At 71.1% G+C, this 15,757-nt stretch carries 17 protein-coding genes, 1 other RNA gene, 1 pseudogene and 1 riboswitch; of the genes and pseudogenes, 9 read left to right on the forward strand and 10 right to left on the reverse strand.

Going from position 1 to position 15,757, the window contains the following annotated elements; all coding sequences use genetic code 11:
* Window positions 1-201: 201 nt before the first annotated feature.
* Both panC and panD read left to right on the forward strand, forming a co-directional pair.
* Window positions 202-1,041 (forward strand): pantoate--beta-alanine ligase, encoded by an 840-nt coding sequence (gene panC, locus KY49_RS18525; RefSeq protein WP_042586076.1) that lies wholly within the window; start codon window positions 202-204, stop codon window positions 1,039-1,041.
* Between the two features lie 44 nt (window positions 1,042-1,085).
* A complete protein-coding gene (gene panD, locus KY49_RS18530) occupies window positions 1,086-1,472 on the forward strand; it encodes an aspartate 1-decarboxylase (protein ID WP_010091002.1) in 387 nt (128 codons plus the stop codon).
* Between the two features lie 130 nt (window positions 1,473-1,602).
* Here panD and KY49_RS18535 read toward each other — a convergent pair whose 3' ends face one another.
* The 4 genes and pseudogenes from KY49_RS18535 to KY49_RS18545 all read right to left on the reverse strand — a co-directional run bounded on the left by KY49_RS18535 (window position 1,603) and on the right by KY49_RS18545 (window position 4,665).
* Entirely contained in the window at window positions 1,603-2,244 is a 642-nt protein-coding gene (locus tag KY49_RS18535; protein WP_042586077.1) for a ParA family protein, read from the reverse strand.
* A gap of 136 nt (window positions 2,245-2,380) precedes the next feature.
* Window positions 2,381-2,796: pseudogene (locus KY49_RS18540) on the reverse strand (DoxX family protein).
* A 149-nt stretch (window positions 2,797-2,945) separates the two neighbouring features.
* Complete coding sequence (locus tag KY49_RS37500) at window positions 2,946-3,086, reverse strand: hypothetical protein (protein WP_155016851.1); 141 nt, start codon at window positions 3,084-3,086, stop codon at window positions 2,946-2,948.
* A gap of 76 nt (window positions 3,087-3,162) precedes the next feature.
* A complete protein-coding gene (locus tag KY49_RS18545) occupies window positions 3,163-4,665 on the reverse strand; it encodes a cobyric acid synthase (RefSeq protein WP_042586078.1) in 1,503 nt (500 codons plus the stop codon).
* Between the two features lie 60 nt (window positions 4,666-4,725).
* Here KY49_RS18545 and cobU point away from each other — a divergent pair, with 60 nt between their 5' ends.
* Genes cobU through KY49_RS18565 form a run of 4 tightly spaced genes read left to right on the forward strand, consistent with a single transcriptional unit; the run spans window position 4,726 to window position 8,144 of the window.
* Window positions 4,726-5,280, forward strand: a complete 555-nt coding sequence (gene cobU, locus KY49_RS18550; protein WP_029226379.1) for a bifunctional adenosylcobinamide kinase/adenosylcobinamide-phosphate guanylyltransferase — start codon at window positions 4,726-4,728, stop codon at window positions 5,278-5,280.
* Complete coding sequence (gene cbiB / locus KY49_RS18555; protein WP_042586079.1) at window positions 5,274-6,218, forward strand: adenosylcobinamide-phosphate synthase CbiB; 945 nt, start codon at window positions 5,274-5,276, stop codon at window positions 6,216-6,218. The genes cobU and cbiB overlap by 7 nt, the downstream gene beginning before the upstream one ends.
* Window positions 6,211-7,230, forward strand: a complete 1,020-nt coding sequence (gene cobD / locus KY49_RS18560) for a threonine-phosphate decarboxylase CobD (RefSeq protein WP_042586080.1) — start codon at window positions 6,211-6,213, stop codon at window positions 7,228-7,230. Before cbiB ends, cobD begins: the two co-directional genes overlap by 8 nt.
* Window positions 7,227-8,144 carry a cobalamin-binding protein gene (locus KY49_RS18565; protein WP_042586856.1) on the forward strand — a complete coding sequence of 306 codons (918 nt, stop codon included), beginning with the start codon at window positions 7,227-7,229 and terminating at the stop codon, window positions 8,142-8,144. The genes cobD and KY49_RS18565 overlap by 4 nt, the downstream gene beginning before the upstream one ends.
* A 14-nt stretch (window positions 8,145-8,158) precedes the next feature.
* On the opposite strand, the gene cobC is transcribed toward KY49_RS18565, so the two are convergent.
* The 6 genes from cobC to KY49_RS18595 are packed head-to-tail and all read right to left on the reverse strand — an operon-like array spanning window position 8,159 to window position 14,347.
* Window positions 8,159-8,743 (reverse strand): alpha-ribazole phosphatase, encoded by a 585-nt coding sequence (cobC, locus tag KY49_RS18570; protein WP_042586081.1) that lies wholly within the window; start codon window positions 8,741-8,743, stop codon window positions 8,159-8,161.
* Entirely contained in the window at window positions 8,728-9,504 is a 777-nt protein-coding gene (locus tag KY49_RS18575) for an adenosylcobinamide-GDP ribazoletransferase (RefSeq protein ID WP_042586082.1), read from the reverse strand. Before KY49_RS18575 ends, cobC begins: the two co-directional genes overlap by 16 nt.
* A complete protein-coding gene (cobT, locus tag KY49_RS18580; protein WP_042586083.1) occupies window positions 9,494-10,546 on the reverse strand; it encodes a nicotinate-nucleotide--dimethylbenzimidazole phosphoribosyltransferase in 1,053 nt (350 codons plus the stop codon). Before cobT ends, KY49_RS18575 begins: the two co-directional genes overlap by 11 nt.
* Before the next feature lie 52 nt (window positions 10,547-10,598).
* Window positions 10,599-11,411: an ABC transporter ATP-binding protein gene (locus KY49_RS18585; RefSeq protein WP_042586084.1), complete on the reverse strand. Its 813-nt coding sequence runs from the start codon at window positions 11,409-11,411 to the stop codon at window positions 10,599-10,601.
* Window positions 11,408-12,421, reverse strand: coding sequence for a FecCD family ABC transporter permease (locus KY49_RS18590; protein WP_042586085.1), 1,014 nt, complete (start codon window positions 12,419-12,421; stop codon window positions 11,408-11,410). The genes KY49_RS18585 and KY49_RS18590 overlap by 4 nt, the downstream gene beginning before the upstream one ends.
* Before the next feature lie 42 nt (window positions 12,422-12,463).
* On the reverse strand, window positions 12,464-14,347 hold the full coding sequence (locus KY49_RS18595; protein ID WP_063840491.1) for a TonB-dependent receptor domain-containing protein: 1,884 nt from the start codon (window positions 14,345-14,347) through the stop codon (window positions 12,464-12,466).
* A gap of 66 nt (window positions 14,348-14,413) precedes the next feature.
* Window positions 14,414-14,667, reverse strand: a riboswitch (cobalamin riboswitch).
* Window positions 14,668-14,822: 155 nt separating this feature from the next.
* Between KY49_RS18595 and KY49_RS18600 the strand changes: the two genes are divergently transcribed.
* The 3 genes from KY49_RS18600 (at window position 14,823) to ssrS (ending at window position 15,748) form a co-directional block, all read left to right on the forward strand.
* A complete protein-coding gene (locus KY49_RS18600) occupies window positions 14,823-15,173 on the forward strand; it encodes an ATPase (RefSeq protein WP_042586087.1) in 351 nt (116 codons plus the stop codon).
* A complete protein-coding gene (locus tag KY49_RS18605) occupies window positions 15,170-15,484 on the forward strand; it encodes a cell division protein ZapA (RefSeq protein WP_010090984.1) in 315 nt (104 codons plus the stop codon). The genes KY49_RS18600 and KY49_RS18605 overlap by 4 nt, the downstream gene beginning before the upstream one ends.
* A gap of 80 nt (window positions 15,485-15,564) precedes the next feature.
* A non-coding RNA gene (gene ssrS, locus KY49_RS34825) (6S RNA) lies at window positions 15,565-15,748 on the forward strand.
* Window positions 15,749-15,757: the final 9 nt, after the last annotated feature.

Below are 15,757 nucleotides of genomic sequence, written 5' to 3' on the forward strand. Positions count from 1 at the left end.
GCCCGCGCGGCTGCATTCCCGATAAAAGTGAACGATCGTCCTTTTATCGATGCGCCCGGCGACCAAATCCTCTACAATCCGCCGACGCCCGACGCGCCGCCCGCGCGCGGATGCCGCGGATACTACTTTTTGCCGCTTCGACCCCGACGCCGCCTACCAAGGCGTCAACGCGCGCCAGCGCGAGGAACCCGCTACCCGATCATGAAAGTCATCAGCTCGATCCAGGAACTGCGCGACCAGTTGCGCGGCCAGAACCGCACCGCCTTCGTGCCGACGATGGGCAATCTGCACGAAGGGCACCTGTCGCTGATGCGCCTCGCGCGCCAGCACGGCGACCCGGTCGTGGCGAGCATCTTCGTCAACCGCCTGCAGTTCGGCCCGAACGAGGATTTCGACAAGTATCCGCGCACGCTGCAGGACGACATCGAGAAGCTGCAGAAGGAAAACGTCTACGTGCTGTTCGCGCCGACCGAGCGCGACATGTATCCGGAGCCGCAGGAATACCGCGTGCAGCCGCCGGACGACCTCGGCGGGATCCTCGAGGGCGAGTTCCGGCCCGGCTTCTTCACCGGCGTGTGCACGGTCGTCGCGAAGCTGATGGCCTGTGTGCAGCCGCGCGTCGCCGTGTTCGGCAAGAAGGACTATCAGCAGCTGATGATCGTGCGCCGCATGTGCCAGCAGCTCGCGCTGCCGGTCGACATCATCGCGGCCGAGACCGTGCGCGACACCGACGGCCTCGCGCTGTCGTCGCGCAACCGCTATCTCGCGCCGGCCGAGCGCCAGGAGGCGCCGGAGCTCGCGAAGACGCTGCAGCGCGTGCGCGAAAGCGTGCTCGGCGGCGAGCGCGACCTCGTCAAGCTCGAGCAGCACGCGCAGGCGCACCTCGCCGGCCGCGGCTGGGCGCCCGACTACATCTCGATCCGCCGGCGCGCGAACCTGATCGCGCCGAGCGCCGCCGAGCTCGAGGCCGGCGAGCCGCTCGTCGTGCTCGCGGCCGCGAAGCTCGGCGCGACGCGCCTCATCGACAACCTGGAAATCTGACGGCTTTCGTCCGCCAGCGCATCACGACGCATCAAGGAGGCCCCATGCAGCGCCACATGCTCAAATCGAAGATCCACCGCGTGGCCGTCACGCACTGCGAATTGCACTACGAAGGCTCGTGCGCGATCGACGAGGATCTGCTCGAGGCCGCGAACATCGCGGAAAACGAGCGGATCGACATCTGGAACATCAACAACGGCGAACGCTTCTCGACCTACGCGATCAAGGGCGAACGCGGCAGCGGGATGATCTCGCTGAACGGCTCGGCCGCGCGGCGCGCGCAGCTCGGCGATCTCGTGATCATCGCGGCGTTCGCGATGGTCGACGAAGCCGAACTGCAGGCCGGCTGGAAGCCGAACCTCGTGTTCGTCGACGACGGCAACAAGATCAAGGGCAGCCGCGATCACGTGCCGACCCAGAGCTGGTCCTGAGCCGGAGCGCCGCGTCAGGCGGCGCCGCCCAATGCAAAGGGCCGGATTCCGTCCAGCACGGAATCCGGCCCTTGTCACGTGCGCGCGGTGTGCGGGCGGTTGCCGCCGGCGGCCGAGCCGCGCCGTGCCGTCATGCGCCCTTCGACGCCTTGCGCTCCGCCCACGCGACGATCGGGCCCCACTGTTCGAGATCCTTGTCGACGCGGCTCTTCGCGACGTCCCACAGCGTGAGCCCGTGCGCGGCGAGTTGCACGTAGTTCTGCGTGTCGCGCACGTAGCCGAGCACCGGCAGCTCGAGCCCCTCGACGAAACGATGCAGCTGCTCGGACGAGCGCGTGCGCGCATCGACCCGCATCCCGACGATGCCGACTTCGACGCTGCCCCTGCGCACCGCCTTTTCGTTCGCGAGCCGTTCGAGAAAGTGCTGGGTCGCGAGGATGTCGAACATCGACGGCTGCAGCGGCACGATCACCTTGTCCGCGAGTTGCAGCGCGACGTTCAGCCGGTTGCCGTGCAGGCCGGCCGGCGTGTCGATCACCGCGTATTCGAGGCCGCGCGGCGGCTTCGACGGCGCATCCGGGTCGAGCCCCCACGCCTCGATGGCGGGCAGCCCGGCCGGGCGCAGGTCGAGCCACGCATGCGCGGACTGCTGCCGGTCGAGATCGGCCAGCGCGACCCATGCGCCCTGCGCCGCGAAATAACCAGCGAGATTGGTGGACAGCGTGCTCTTGCCGACGCCGCCCTTCGGATTCGCCACCACGATCACCGTCATGAATTCCCCCGAAGAAGCCGTGCGGCGCCGGCCGGCAGGCGGGCGTCGCACAATTGCGGATACAGGGAGCGATGATATCGGCAAATGGGGCATCACCGGAACCGGCGGCATCGATGCCGCCCGGTGCCGGACCGGGTCACGCCGCGCGCTGCGCCGCGGCCCGCGGCGCGCCGAGCGCGAATGCGCCGCCGCCCAGGAGCGCCTGCACGGCGAGCGTCACGGCCCAGAACGCCGGATATTCCCAGCCGCCGTGCGGCGCTCCGAAGCTCCAGCCGTTCGGCAGGTGCGCGGCCGTCGCGCCGAGCATGAACGGCAGCAGCGCCAGCGCGGCGACGCGCACACGGAAGCCGGCGAGGAGCGCGATGCCGCCCGCCAGCTCGACGGCCGTCGTGACGTACGCAAGCCACGCGGGCAGGCCGATCGACGCGAAGAACTGCGCGGTGCCGGGCAGCGTGAAGACGAACACCTTCTGCGCGACGTGCGCGAGGACAGCACGCCGAGCGCGACGCGCAGCAGCGTGGCGGCGAAATCGTTGAGGCGGTTCGGGTTCATGTCGGGGTTCCTTCGTGAGTGGATTGGAATGAACCGCACTCTATTCGAACCTTTTCCACCAATAAACACGCAACACCGCTTAAATTATCTCTCCGCGAGAACGAATCAGAATAAAAAAGGGCATGATCCATCATGCCCCGATTCGTGCGTCAGTAGCCGCCGCCCTTGCCCTGCGATCCGCTGTAGCCGGACGAGCTGCCGCCGCCCGATCCGTAATCGCAGGCCTGCGCCCACGTCGGGACCGTCAGCAACGCCAGCAGCAATACCGCCCACCACCGTCGAGCTTTCATCGTCGCGCTCCTCCGGACGGACATCCGCCCTCCTTTGGTTGTACGCCACGCGACGGAAAAAGCGAGGACGAATCGCTCAGCGGAATTCGGCGTACAGCGCCGGCAGGTCGAGATGCGCGGCGAACGTGTCGGCGAGGCGCTCGAGCGACGCCTCGCGCAGCGCCGGGTAGTCGATCCGCTCGGCCGCGTCGAGGCCCGCCCACGCGAGCAGCGCCGCGCACGCGTCCGGTGTGTCGAACAGCCCGTGCACGTAGGTGGCGAGGATCTGGCCGTCGTCGGACCGCGCGCCGTCCGCGTGCGCGGCGGCCGCGCCGTCGGCCGTCAGCTCGAGCGCCGGCGCCGCGAGCGCGGGGCCGCGCGTCTCGCCCATGTGGATCTCGTAGCCGCGCACGGCCGCGCCGCCCGGCAGGGCCAGGCGGCCCGTCACGTTCTTCAGCGTCTTGTCCGGCTGCAGCGTCGTGTCGAACTCGAGCAGGCCGAGCCCCGGCACGCTGCCGGGCGCCCCTTCGAGGCCCAGCGGATCGTCGAGCGAGCGGCCGAGCATCTGCATGCCGCCGCAGATGCCGATCACCTTGCCGCCATAGCGCAGGTGCCGCCGGATCGCCGCGTCCCAGCCGGCGTCGCGCAGCCACGCGAGATCGCGCTGCACGCTCTTCGAGCCGGGCAGGATCAGCAGGTCGGCGGCCGGCACGGGCCCGCTCTTCCAGTACGTGAACTCGACCTGCGGATGCGCGCGCAGCGGATCGAAATCGGTGTGGTTGCTGATCCGCGGCAGCGCCGGCACGACGACGCGCAGCACGCGGCCGCCGGCGTGCGCGGCGGCGCCGCTGCGCGCCTGCGCGGGCAGCATGTCCTCCGCGTCCAGCGTGAGGCCGTGCAGGTACGGCAGCACGCCGAACACCGGCTTGCCGGTCTGCGCGCGCAGCCAGTCGAGGCCCGGTTCGAGCAGCTTGAAGTCGCCGCGGAAGCGGTTGATCACGAAGCCGCGCACCCGCGCGCGCTCGCTGTCCGACAGGCACGCGAGCGTGCCGACCAGATGCGCGAACACGCCGCCGCGGTCGATGTCGGCGACCAGCACGACCGGGCAGTCGACGCGCTCGGCGAAGCCCATGTTCGCGATGTCGCCTTCGCGCAGGTTGATCTCGGCCGGGCTGCCCGCGCCCTCGACGATCACCGTGTCGTAGCCGGCGCGCAGCCGCGCATACGAATCGAGCACCGCGTCGAACGCGACCGGCTTGTAGTCGTGGTACGCCCGCGCGTTCAGGTTCGCGCGCGCCTTGCCGTGGATGATCACTTGCGCGCCGCGGTCGCTGGTCGGCTTGAGCAGCACGGGGTTGAAATCGGTATGCGGCGCGACGCCCGCGGCGAGCGCCTGCAGCGCCTGCGCGCGGCCGATCTCGCCGCCGTCGGCCGTCACCGCGCTGTTGAGCGCCATGTTCTGCGGCTTGAACGGCGCGACGCGCGCGCCGGCGCGGCGCGCCAGGCGGCACAGGCCCGCGACGAGCGTGCTCTTGCCGGCGTCCGACGTCGTGCCCTGGATCATCAGCGTGCCGCGCGGCCGCAACTCGGGTGCATTCATCGTGTGAAAGGCGTGGCGAATCGAAGGCCGCATTATCGCCCGCGCCGTTACAATCACGCGATGATTCCGCACGATCTCACCTTCGTCCTCGGCGGCGCACGCTCGGGCAAGAGCGCGCATGCCGAGCGGCTCGCGGCCGACTGCGGCCGCCCCGTCACCTATATCGCGACCGCACAGGCTGCCGACGCCGAATTCGCGCAGCGCATCGCGCATCATCGCGCGCGCCGGCCCGCGAGCTGGGGATTCGCCGACGCGCCCGTCGAGCTCGCCGAAACCCTCGCGCGACTCGACGATCCCGGTGCGTGCCTGCTCGTCGACTGCCTGACGCTGTGGCTCACGAACCTGCTGTGCCCGGCCGAAGGCGAACCGCACGACGACGCGCACTACGAAGCGCGCGTCGCCGCGCTCGAAGCCGCGCTGCGCGACGCCCGCGCGAAGGTGATCGTCGTCAGCAACGAGATCGGGCTCGGCGTCGTGCCGCTCGGCGCGGTGACGCGCCGCTACGTCGACGAGCTCGGCCGCCTGAACCAGCGCGTCGCCGCGCTCGCGACGCGCGTCACGCTGCTCGTCGCCGGGGTGCCGGTCGCGATCAAGACGGAGCCCGCGTCATGCTGATGCTGTCGTTGCCCACGGTCGCGATGCTCGCGGTCATCGCGGTCATCGTCGACCGCGTGGTCGGCGAGCCGTCGGCCGCGCATCCGCTCGTCGCGTTCGGGCGGCTCGCCGCGCGCATCGAAGCGGCGCTGAACACGGGCCGGCGCGGCCGCCTGACGGGCATCGCCGCGTGGCTCGCGGCCGTCGCGCCGCCGGTCTTGATCGCCGCGTGGCTGGCCGCCGCGCTGCCCGCGCCGCTCGCGGCCGCGCTGCACGTCGCGCTGCTCTGGTTCGCGCTCGGCGCGAAGAGTCTCGCCGACCATCTCGCGCCGATCGCCGCCGCGCTGTTCCGGCACGACCTGCCGGGCGCGCGGGCGCTGACCGCGCGCATCGTGTCGCGCGACACCAGCGCCGCCGACGAGGGCGCGCTGTCGCGCGCGGCCGTCGAATCGGCGCTCGAGAACGGCAACGACGCGATCTTCGGCGCGCTCTTCTGGTTCGTCATCGCCGGCGGCCCCGGCGCGCTGATGTTCCGGCTCGCGAACACGCTCGACGCGATGTGGGGCTACCGCACGCCGCGCTTCCTGACCTTCGGCTGGGCCGCCGCACGGATCGACGACCTGCTGAACTGGGCGCCCGCGCGCCTCACGGCCGCGAGCTACGCACTGCTTGGCGACACCGCGTCGGCGTGGCGCTGCTGGCGCACGCAAGCCCGCCACTGGGACAGCCCGAACGCGGGCCCGGTGATGGCCGCCGGCGCCGGCAGCCTGAACGTGCAGCTCGGCGGCCCGGCCGTCTATCACGGCGAGCTCGAGCACCGCCCGGTGCTCGGCGCGGGTTCGCCCGCGAGCGCCGCGCACATCGTCGCCGCGCTGTCGCTCGTCACGCGCACGCTCGCGCTCTGGCTCGCGCTGCTGGTCGCGAGCGCCATCCTCGTCATGGGCACCCAACATGTCTGACACCCGCATCGCGCACGGCGGCAACCTGCATGACGCCGCGCGCCGCCACGGCATTCCGTACGACGCGTGGCTCGACCTGTCGACCGGCATCAACCCGGTCGGCTATCCGGTGCCGCCCGTGCCCGCCGACGCGTGGCGCCGCCTGCCCGACGACGGCGACGGGCTCGCCGCGTGCGCGGCCGATTACTACGGCGCGCCGGACCCGGCGCACGTGCTGCCGGTCGCCGGCAGCCAGGCCGCGATCCGCGCGCTGCCCGCGCTGCTGCCCGACGGCGACGTGGGCGTCGCACCGCTCGCGTACGGCGAATACGGGCCCGCGTTCGCGCGGCGCGGCCATCGCGTCGCACCGCTCGACATCGCCGTCGACACGCTGCCCGCGACGCTGCGCCACGTGATTGTCGGGAGTCCGAACAACCCGACCGCCGAGCGCGTCGCCGCCGAGCGCCTGCTCGGCTGGCATGCGCAGCTGGCGGCGCGCGGCGGCACGCTGATCGTCGACGAGGCGTTCGCCGATACGGGCGCGGCTGGCTCGCTCGCCGCTTGCGTGAACCGCCCGGGTCTCGTCGTCCTGCGCTCGGTCGGCAAGTTCTTCGGCCTCGCCGGCATCCGCGCCGGTTTCGTGCTGGCCCATCCCGAGCTGATCGTCTCGCTGCGCGACACGCTGGGCGCATGGACGGTCGGCGGCCCCGCGCGTCACGCGGTGGCCGCCGCGTTCGCCGACCGTGCGTGGCAGGCGGCCGCCCGCGAACGGCTCGCCGCGGACGGCGCGCGGCTCGCGGCGCTGCTGCGCGGACACGGCTACGTCGTGCATTCGACGCCGCTGTTCAGTTGGACCGCCGATCCGAACGCGGCGGGCTTGCATGCGGCGCTGGCGCGGCACGGCATCTGGACGCGCCATTTCGCGCAGCCGTCGAGCGTGCGCCTCGGCCTGCCGGGCAACGACGACGAATGGCGGCGTCTCGAGCGCGCGCTTGCACAGTGCGTGCCGGCATTGCGCGCGCAGCCGCGATGACGAACGACGCGCGCCGCGCCCTGCCGGCGCTTGCGGCATTGATCGCGCTCGGCGCCGCCCCGTTCGCGCATGCGGACGTCAGCGCAAGCGACGACGCCGGCAATACGGTCACGCTTCCCGCGCCCGCGCAGCGCGTGGTCAGCCTCGCGCCGCACGCGACCGAGCTGATCTATGCGGCAGGCGGCGGCGCGAAGCTCGTCGGCACGGTCACGTACAGCGACTACCCGAGCGCCGCGAAATCGGTGCCGCGCGTCGGCGACAACAAGTCGCTCGATCTCGAACGCATCGCCGCGCTGAAGCCCGACCTGATCGTCGTCTGGCGTCACGGCAACGCCGAGCGGCAGACCGATGCGCTGCGCGCATTGCACATCCCGCTGTTCTACAGCGAGCCGAAACATCTCGACGACATCGCAACGTCACTGCGCCAGCTCGGCGCGCTGCTCGGCACGCAGCCCGCGGCCGACGCGGCGGCGGCATCGTTCACGCGCGACGTCGCCGCGCTGCGCACGCGCTATGCGGCGCGCCCGAGCGTCACGGTGTTCTTCCAGGTGTGGGACCGGCCGCTGGTGACGCTCAACGGCGCGCATCTGATCAGCGACGTGATTGCGCTGTGCGGCGGCCGCAACGTGTTCGCGTCGCTCAAGCCGCTCGTGCCGACGGTGACCGACGAGGCCGTGCTCGCGGCCAATCCCGAAGCGATCGTGACGACGAGCGCCGGTGCGACGCCGTCGAACGACGCGCTGCCGAGCCTCGCGCGCTGGCGTGCATGGCCGGCGCTGACGGCCGTCGCGCGCGGCAACCTGTTCGCGATCGACGGCGACCTGCTGACCCGCGCGTCGCCGCGCGTCGCGCAGGGCGCGGCCGCGCTGTGCGAGGACCTCGACGCCGCGCGCACGCGGCGGCCCGCACGCTGACGGACGCGCGACGCTCATGCGTCCCAGTGCACGATCTCCCACGCGCCGGCCGCATCGCGCATGCGCAGCCACACGATGCCGCCGAACGGCACCGTCCGCGACAACAGCGCGTCGAGCGGCACGCGCAGCACCTGCGACGCAAACGCGCGGATCACGCCGGCATGCGTGACTGCCCATTGCGGCGCGTCGGCCTGCACGGTCGCGTCGACGCCTTGCGCGACCCGCGCGGCGAAGCGCGCGACGCTTTCGCCGCCGTGCGCACAGGCATGCATCAGATCGGCGGCCCACGCATCGAGCGCCGCGCGGTCGATGTCGTCCCAGCGCCGCATCTCCCACGCGCCGAAGTCCATCTCCTGCCAGCATCCGTCGTACTGCAACGGCACGCCGAGCGCCTGCGCGAGCCGTTCGCCGACCGACGCGCAACGCGCGAGCGGGCTCGACCAGATGCACTGCGGCAATGGCGCGCGCAACGCGTCGAGCCGCTCGCGCACACCCTGCGCGCCGGCCTGCGCCGACGCGGCGAGCGGCACGTCGCTGCGCCCGTAGCACACGCCCGGATCGACGGCGACTGCCGGATGGCGAATCAGGACGACGTCCATCCGAGCACGACCAGATAGATCGTCAATTCGCCCAGTTGCTGCGCGAAGCCCAGGCAATCGCCGGTATAGCCGCCGATCCGCCGGACCAGATAGCGTGCGAGCCACGCGCGCAGCAGCACGAGCGCGCCGAGCGCGGTGACGCCCATGCGCCAGTCCGGCCAGAACAGCCACGGCAGCCCGAACGCCGCCGCGACGAGCGCGGCGCGCGGCCCCATGCGCCGCGCGACCGGCTTCGCCTTGCCTTCCGCCCGCACATAGTCGAGCGACGTCAGGAGGCTCACCGCCGCCACGCGGCTCGCCGCGTGCGCGGCGATCATCGTCCACGCGGCGCGCAGCGGCGGCAGCGCGACGAGCGCCTGCCACTTCAGGCCGAGCGCGATCACGAGCGCGGCGGCGCCGAACGTGCCGATCCGCGAGTCGTGCATGATGCGCAGCACATCGTCGCGCGTGTAGCCACCGCCGAACGCGTCGCAGCTGTCGGCAAGCCCGTCCTCGTGGAATGCGCCGGTCGCGAGCAGTGTCGCGGCGATCGACAGTCCGACCGCGATCGATGCCGGGAACACGCGCAGCGCGGCCAGGTAGACGAGCGCGCCCCACGCGCCGACGCATGCGCCGACCAGCGGGAAGTAGCGCGCGGCCTGATCGAGATCGCCCGCCGCATGGCCGATCGCGCGCGGCACCGGCACGCGCGTGAAATAGCCGAGCGCGACGAAGAAGTAACGCAGCTCGGCGCGCAGGCCGGCCGGCCGGTCAGGCGTCACGATCGTCGACGCCCGCGGATTCGAAGCTCGCCATCTCGCTCATGAACGCCGCCGCCGCGCGCACGAGCGGCAGCGCGAGCGCCGCGCCGGTGCCCTCGCCGAGCCGCAGGTCCAGCGCGAGCAACGGCTTCGCGCCGAAATGCTCGAGCATCCGGCGGTGCCCCGCCTCGTGCGACGTGTGCGAGAACACGCAATATTCGCGCACAGCCGGCGCGAGCCGCTCGGCGACCAGCAGCGCGGACGTCGCGATGAAGCCGTCGACGAGGATCGTCATCCGCTCGCTCGCCGCCGCGAGAAACGCGCCCGTCATCATCGCGATCTCGAAGCCGCCGAACGTCGCGAGCACGTCGAGCGGCGTGATCGCATGCGAATGCCGCGCGAGCGCGCGCCCGAGCACCGTGCGCTTGTGCGCGAGCCCTTGGTCGTCGAGGCCGGTGCCGCGCCCGACGCAGGCGTCGATCGGCACGTCGAGCAGGCGGCTCATCAGGCACGCGGCGGACGACGTGTTCGCGATGCCCATTTCGCCGAAGCCGATCACGTTGGTGCCGAGCGCCGCATGATGACGCACGCGCGCCGCGCCGGCCGCGAGCGCGGCGACGGCCTCGTCGCGCGTCATCGCGCTCTCTTGCGCGAAGTTGCGCGTGCCGCGCGCGATCGGCAGCGCGATCAGCCGGTCGGATGCGGGCAGCGGTGACGCGACGCCCGCGTCGACGATCTCGAGCGTGCTCTGCGCGACGCCCGAGAACGCGTTGATCGCCGCGCCGCCGGCGAGGAAGTTCGCGACCATCTGCGCGGTCACGGCCTGCGGATACGGACTCACGCCTTCGGCCGCGATTCCGTGGTCGGCGGCGAACACGATCGTCACCGGACGCTGCACGAGCGGCCGCTCGGTGCGCTGGATCATGCCGAGCTGCAGCGCCAGCGCTTCGAGCTGGCCCAGGCTGCCGGGCGGCTTGGTCTTGTGGTCGATCACATGTTGCAGGCGCGCGCGCAGCGCGGCATCGAGCGGCGCGATCTCGGGCAGGAAGTCGATCGGTGTCATCGTGAGTTCACCTCATGGGCGCGGCAACCGCCGCGCATCGAAAGAAAGGCATTCATCGCCGCTCCGGCCACGCGGGCAGCAGCGCATCGCGGCCGTCCTGGCGGATCAGCACGAGCGGATAGCCGAACGCGTCGCTCGCGCGTTCGGGCGTCAGCACGTCATGCACGGGCCCCGCCGATGCGCGGCCGCGTCCATCGAGCAGCAGCGCATGCGTCGCGAAGCGCCGCGCGAGATTCAGATCGTGGCACGAAAACAGCACGGTGCGCTGGCCGGCTGCGAGCCACGCGGCCAGCGCGGTCAGGCAGTCGATCTGGTGATGCAGGTCGAGATGCGCGAGCGGCTCGTCGAGCAGCAGCAGCGGCGCGCCCTGGCACAGCGTCGCGGCCAGCGCGACGCGCTGCCGCTCGCCGCCGGACAGCGACAGCACGTCGCGCCCGGCGAACGCCGCGAGGCCGAAGGTCGCCAGCGCATCGCGCGCGGCCGCGCGATCGCCGTCGCGCTCCCAGCCCCAGCCGCCGAGATACGGGAAGCGGCTCAGCAGCACCGTGTCGAACACGGTCGCGCTGAACGCGTCGTGCAGTTGCTGCGGCATCAGCGCGCGCCGCTGCGCGAGCTGCGCGGCCGGCCACGCGGCGAGCGGCCGGCCGTCGGCTTCGACGTGGCCGCCCGACGGCGCAGAAAGGCCCGCGAGCGTCGCGAGCAGCGTCGTCTTGCCGGCGCCGTTCGGCCCCGCGACGCACCAGATCTCGCCGGGCCGGAACGTCTGCGTGAATCCGCTCAGCAGCGTGCGCGCGCCGGCTCGCAGCGTCAAGTCAACGGCCGCGTATACGGCATCGCCGGAACGACGGGATTCGGTCACGCTCATCGCATCGGTCTCCTCAGCAACATCCACAGGAACACCGGCACGCCGATCAGCGCGGTCATCACGCCGACCGGCAGTTGCGCGGGCGCGATCACGGTGCGCGCGAGCAGGTCGGCCGCCATCACGCCGCCGCCGCCCGCGAGCATCACGGCGGGCAACAGCATGCGCTGGTCGTTGCCGAACGCGAGGCGCAGCGCGTGCGGGACGACGAGCCCGACGAAGCCGATCGTGCCGGCGGTCGTCACCGCGGCCGCGGCGGCCAGCGACGCGACGAGATAGATCCGCACGCGCAGCCGCGCGACCGGCACGCCGAGCGCGAGCGCGGTCGCGTCGCCGCGCAGCAGCACGTTCAGTTGCGGCGCGGCCGGCAGCGCGACACCCGCGGCGAGCGCGAGCGCGGCCCATGCGAACCACGGCGTCGCGACGCCGTTCAGGTCGCCCGTCAGCCAGAAGATGATGCCGCGCAGCCGCGCATCGGGCGCGAGCGACAGCAGCAGCGTGACGAGCGCGCCCCAGCCGGCCGCGATCACGACGCCAGTGAGCAGCAGCCGCGGCGACGCGTCGCGCGCGTCGCCGCGCCACAGCTCGCGGCGCGCGAGGCCGAGCACGAGCAGCATCGACACGAGCGCGCCGGCGAACGCCGACGCATCGACGAGCCACCACGCGCCGCCCGCGATCATCGCGACCAGCGCGAAACCGGCCGCGCCGCCCGACACGCCGAGCACGTACGGCTCGGCGAGCGGATTGCGCAGCAGCACCTGCAGCAGCGCGCCCGCGAGCGCGAGCAGCGCGCCGCACGCGAAGCCGGCGAGCGCGCGCGGCACGCGCAGCGTGCGGACGATGTCGCCGAACAGCGCCGTGCCGCCCGACGCGTCGCCGCCGTGCGGCACGAGCGACGCGAGCGCCTGCAGCGGCGAGATCGGCACGCTGCCGATCGTCAGCGACGCGACGAACAGCGCGGCGACCGCGGCCGCGAGCGCGGCCCAGATCGCGGCGGCGCGCGCGGGGCTCATGCGGCGTCCCGTCCCGCGCGCGCGGGCGCGCCGCCCGGCCGCTTACTGCTGCTGCCAGCCGAGCGTGACATAGGCGCCGCGGCGCGGCGTGTTGTAGGCATAGGCAAGCTCGTAGTCCTTGTCGAAGAGGTTGTCGATGCGCGCGCTGACGTACCACGCCTTCGTGATGTTGTAGCGCGCGGACAGGTTGACGAGCCCGTAGCCGCCGAGACGTCCGCCATACTGATCGTTGCGCGCGCCACTGACGAGCCATTCGCCGCCGACCCGCACGGGGCCGAACGCACGGCTCACCGCGGTCGACGCGAAACGCCGCGCGCGTCGGTCCAGGTCCCGATTCTGCGATTCGTCGACCGGGTTCTGCAAGGTGGCGGCGACCCGCACGTCGGTCGCGCCGACATGCCCCTGCCACGATGCTTCGAGCCCCTGCACCTTCGCGCGGCCGACGTTCTGCGCGACGGGCTGGTAGTCGATGAGGTTCGTGTAACGCGTCTGAAACGCGGTCAGGCGCGCGACGCCCACCGCATCGGACGCATACTGCACCGCGGCCTCGACCGAATGGCTGCGCTCGGGCCGGATCGACGGATTGCCGTAAATCGGGTAGTAGAGGTCGTTGAAGGTCGGTGCGCGAAACGCGCTCGAATAGCTCGCGGTGACTTTCCAACGGTCGGTGAGATCGAGACCGTAGCCGAGATAGTACGAGTTCGCGCCGCCGAAATCCGAATACTGGTCGCGCCGCACGTTCGCCTGGAACTGCTGGCGGCCGATGCGTGCCGTGTAACCGAGCCAGCCGGAATTCACGTGACGCTGCGGCACCGCATAGACGTTCGACGTGAACTGCTGGTCGAGCCGCTCGTAGCCGGCCTGGATCACGTGGTCCGGCGCGATCCGGAAATCGTTCTGCCACGTGTACTGGCGGCTGTCGGTATCGAAGTGGTCGGTGTAAGCGCCGTTCAGTTCCGACTGGCCGCGGTCGTTGCCGATCGCGACGCTCGCGTGCGTCGTCCACCAGTCGAACAGCTTGCCGTTCGCGAACGCGCGCGCCTGCTGCACGCGCGAATACAGGTTGTTCAGGTCGGTCGGCGCGCCGAACGCGCTGTCGTAGCTGCTGTTGCCGTTCGACTGAAAGTAGCTGACGCCTGCGTCCCAGCGGTCGTCGAAGCGGTGCCGCAGCGACGCGGTGACGCTCTCGTCCAGATAGCCGTTCGCGTTCGGGTTCGCCTTCGGCCGCTTCGCCGGATCGAGCGCGGAGAATCCATTGTCCTTTTCGCGCGCGACCGACACGCTGAAGGTCGTCCTGCCTTCGCCGTCGAGCCGGCCCGACACGCCCGCCTGCTGGGTCTGCGTGCCGTAGCTGCCGAGGCCGACCGCGAAATTGAAGCGCGGCGGATGATTGCCGCCATGCTTCGTGAACACCTGCACGACGCCGCCGATCGCGCCGGAGCCATACAGCGACGACACGTTGCCGTTCACCACCTCGACGCGCTCGATCTGGTCGAGCGGCAACTGACTCAGTTGCGCTGTGCCGAGACTCGCGGAATCGACCCGCACGCCGTCGATCAGCACGAGCGACTGCGTCGCCTGCGCGCCGCGCAGGAACAGCGTCGCGGTCGCGCCCGGGCCGCCGTTGCGCACAATCTGCGCGCCCGGCGCAAGCGCGAGCAGCGTCGGCAGGTCGGCGCCGGGATGCGCGGCGATGTCCTGCGCGTCGAACACGGTGGTTTGCGGGATCGCGTCGGCGAGCGCCTGCGGCGCACGCTGCGCGGTGACGACGACCGGCGCGAGCAGCGCGGCGTCGACGGCATGGCCGGCGGATGCGGCCGTGGGTGCGGCGGGGCCATTGCCGTCGGCGGCCGTCGTCTGCGCAACGGCGGCAAGCGGCAGCCCGCAAAGCGCGCCGAGCGCCGTGCGAGCGATTGGGGTCAGCATCGAAGAAAGTCCTGTGAACCGCAGCGCGCCCCGCTTCCCCGCAGGCCGCGCGTCACGAAGCCCGCGCACGGGCTCCCCGCCTCGGCCGGTATCCGGGCTGGCGGCGTTCCGGCTCGCCTTCCCGCGCAAGACACGCGCAGTGGCCTGCGCCCGCGTGCGAACCGCACACGCCGAGCGCACCCGAGCCGGCCTGCATCGTCCGATGCGGCCGCTTACCGTTGCGGGGGCAGCGCAGGTTGGCGGCTCCTGGCGGAGCCCGCGCCCTGCTTCCCGTTTAACCGCGCGTCGCACGCGCGAGCACCGAGGCGGCGCCAAGTTTAGGAGCGGGCCGCGAGAGCGTCAAGAAAACGGTCCGCGCGATGCGCAACCCGCATATTCGCGGCAAGAAGCGGGGGTGTTACGACTGGAAACGTTACATATGTCGGAATGTGCGTTATTCCGCGCTAAAATGCTGGGTCTTTAGAGGACGCAGCAGATGCTCAACGAACTCGAAACCTTATCTCAAAATATTGGCCGACTGATTGCGCTGAACCAGCGCTATCACTCGGAACGGCTCGCGCTCGAGGAGCAGGTCGCGCAACTGCGCGCGGAAGCGGACACGGTGCGCAGCGAGCTCGCGCAACTGCGCGAGGAACGCAACGCGCTCGCGGAGGAACGCGACACGCTGTCGGCGAAGATCGACGACGCGCAGGTCAAGCTGAACGCGATTCTCGAGAAGCTGCCGCGCACGAAGAGCGCGGCGGAAGCCGACAACCAGCTCGACCTGCTGGATGCGCAGTCGCGCACCGATAGCGACGACGCAGCCAGCCACGGAGAACATGCATGAGCACCAAGCAGATCGAAGTCTCGATTCTCGGCCAGGCCTACCGGCTCGCCTGCTCGGCCGAAACCGAAGCGGCGCTGCTGGAAGCCGTCGCGCGCGTCGACGCGGAAATGACGAAGATCCGCTCGAACAGCTCGGTGCGCGGCACCGACCGCATCGCCGTGATGGCGGCGCTGTCGCTCGCGTCGGAACTGCTGCGGCTGCAGCAGAGCGTGCGTCACGGTGAAGCATTTCCCGCGGAAGAAATCCGGCGTACAATGCGCCAGATGAATGAACAGCTCGGTGCGGTGCTCGCACAGCACGAGACGCAGTAACCCGAATCGATGCGTCGATTTCCCTTGATCTCCACGATCAACGGTGGTCAAATTGGACACATAGATTCACAGTTTAGTCAGCTTCCCTGCCTGGTTCGCCAAGGTCATATATTCCTTGAACCAATGCCATGTGCACGGTTGCGGAAATTTGTAGCACGGGCGCGCGCGCGTCACTCTGTCTGATGTACCCGAAGTGCTGCTAACTGCGACCAATTCTGAACCCCAGGTTCAGGATGCCGGCCTAGCGGCTAAGGCGGGGGCCTATTCAACGGC

It is taken from the genome of Burkholderia sp. MSHR3999, assembly GCF_000833595.1.
In the GTDB taxonomy this organism is placed as follows: domain Bacteria; phylum Pseudomonadota; class Gammaproteobacteria; order Burkholderiales; family Burkholderiaceae; genus Burkholderia; species Burkholderia ubonensis.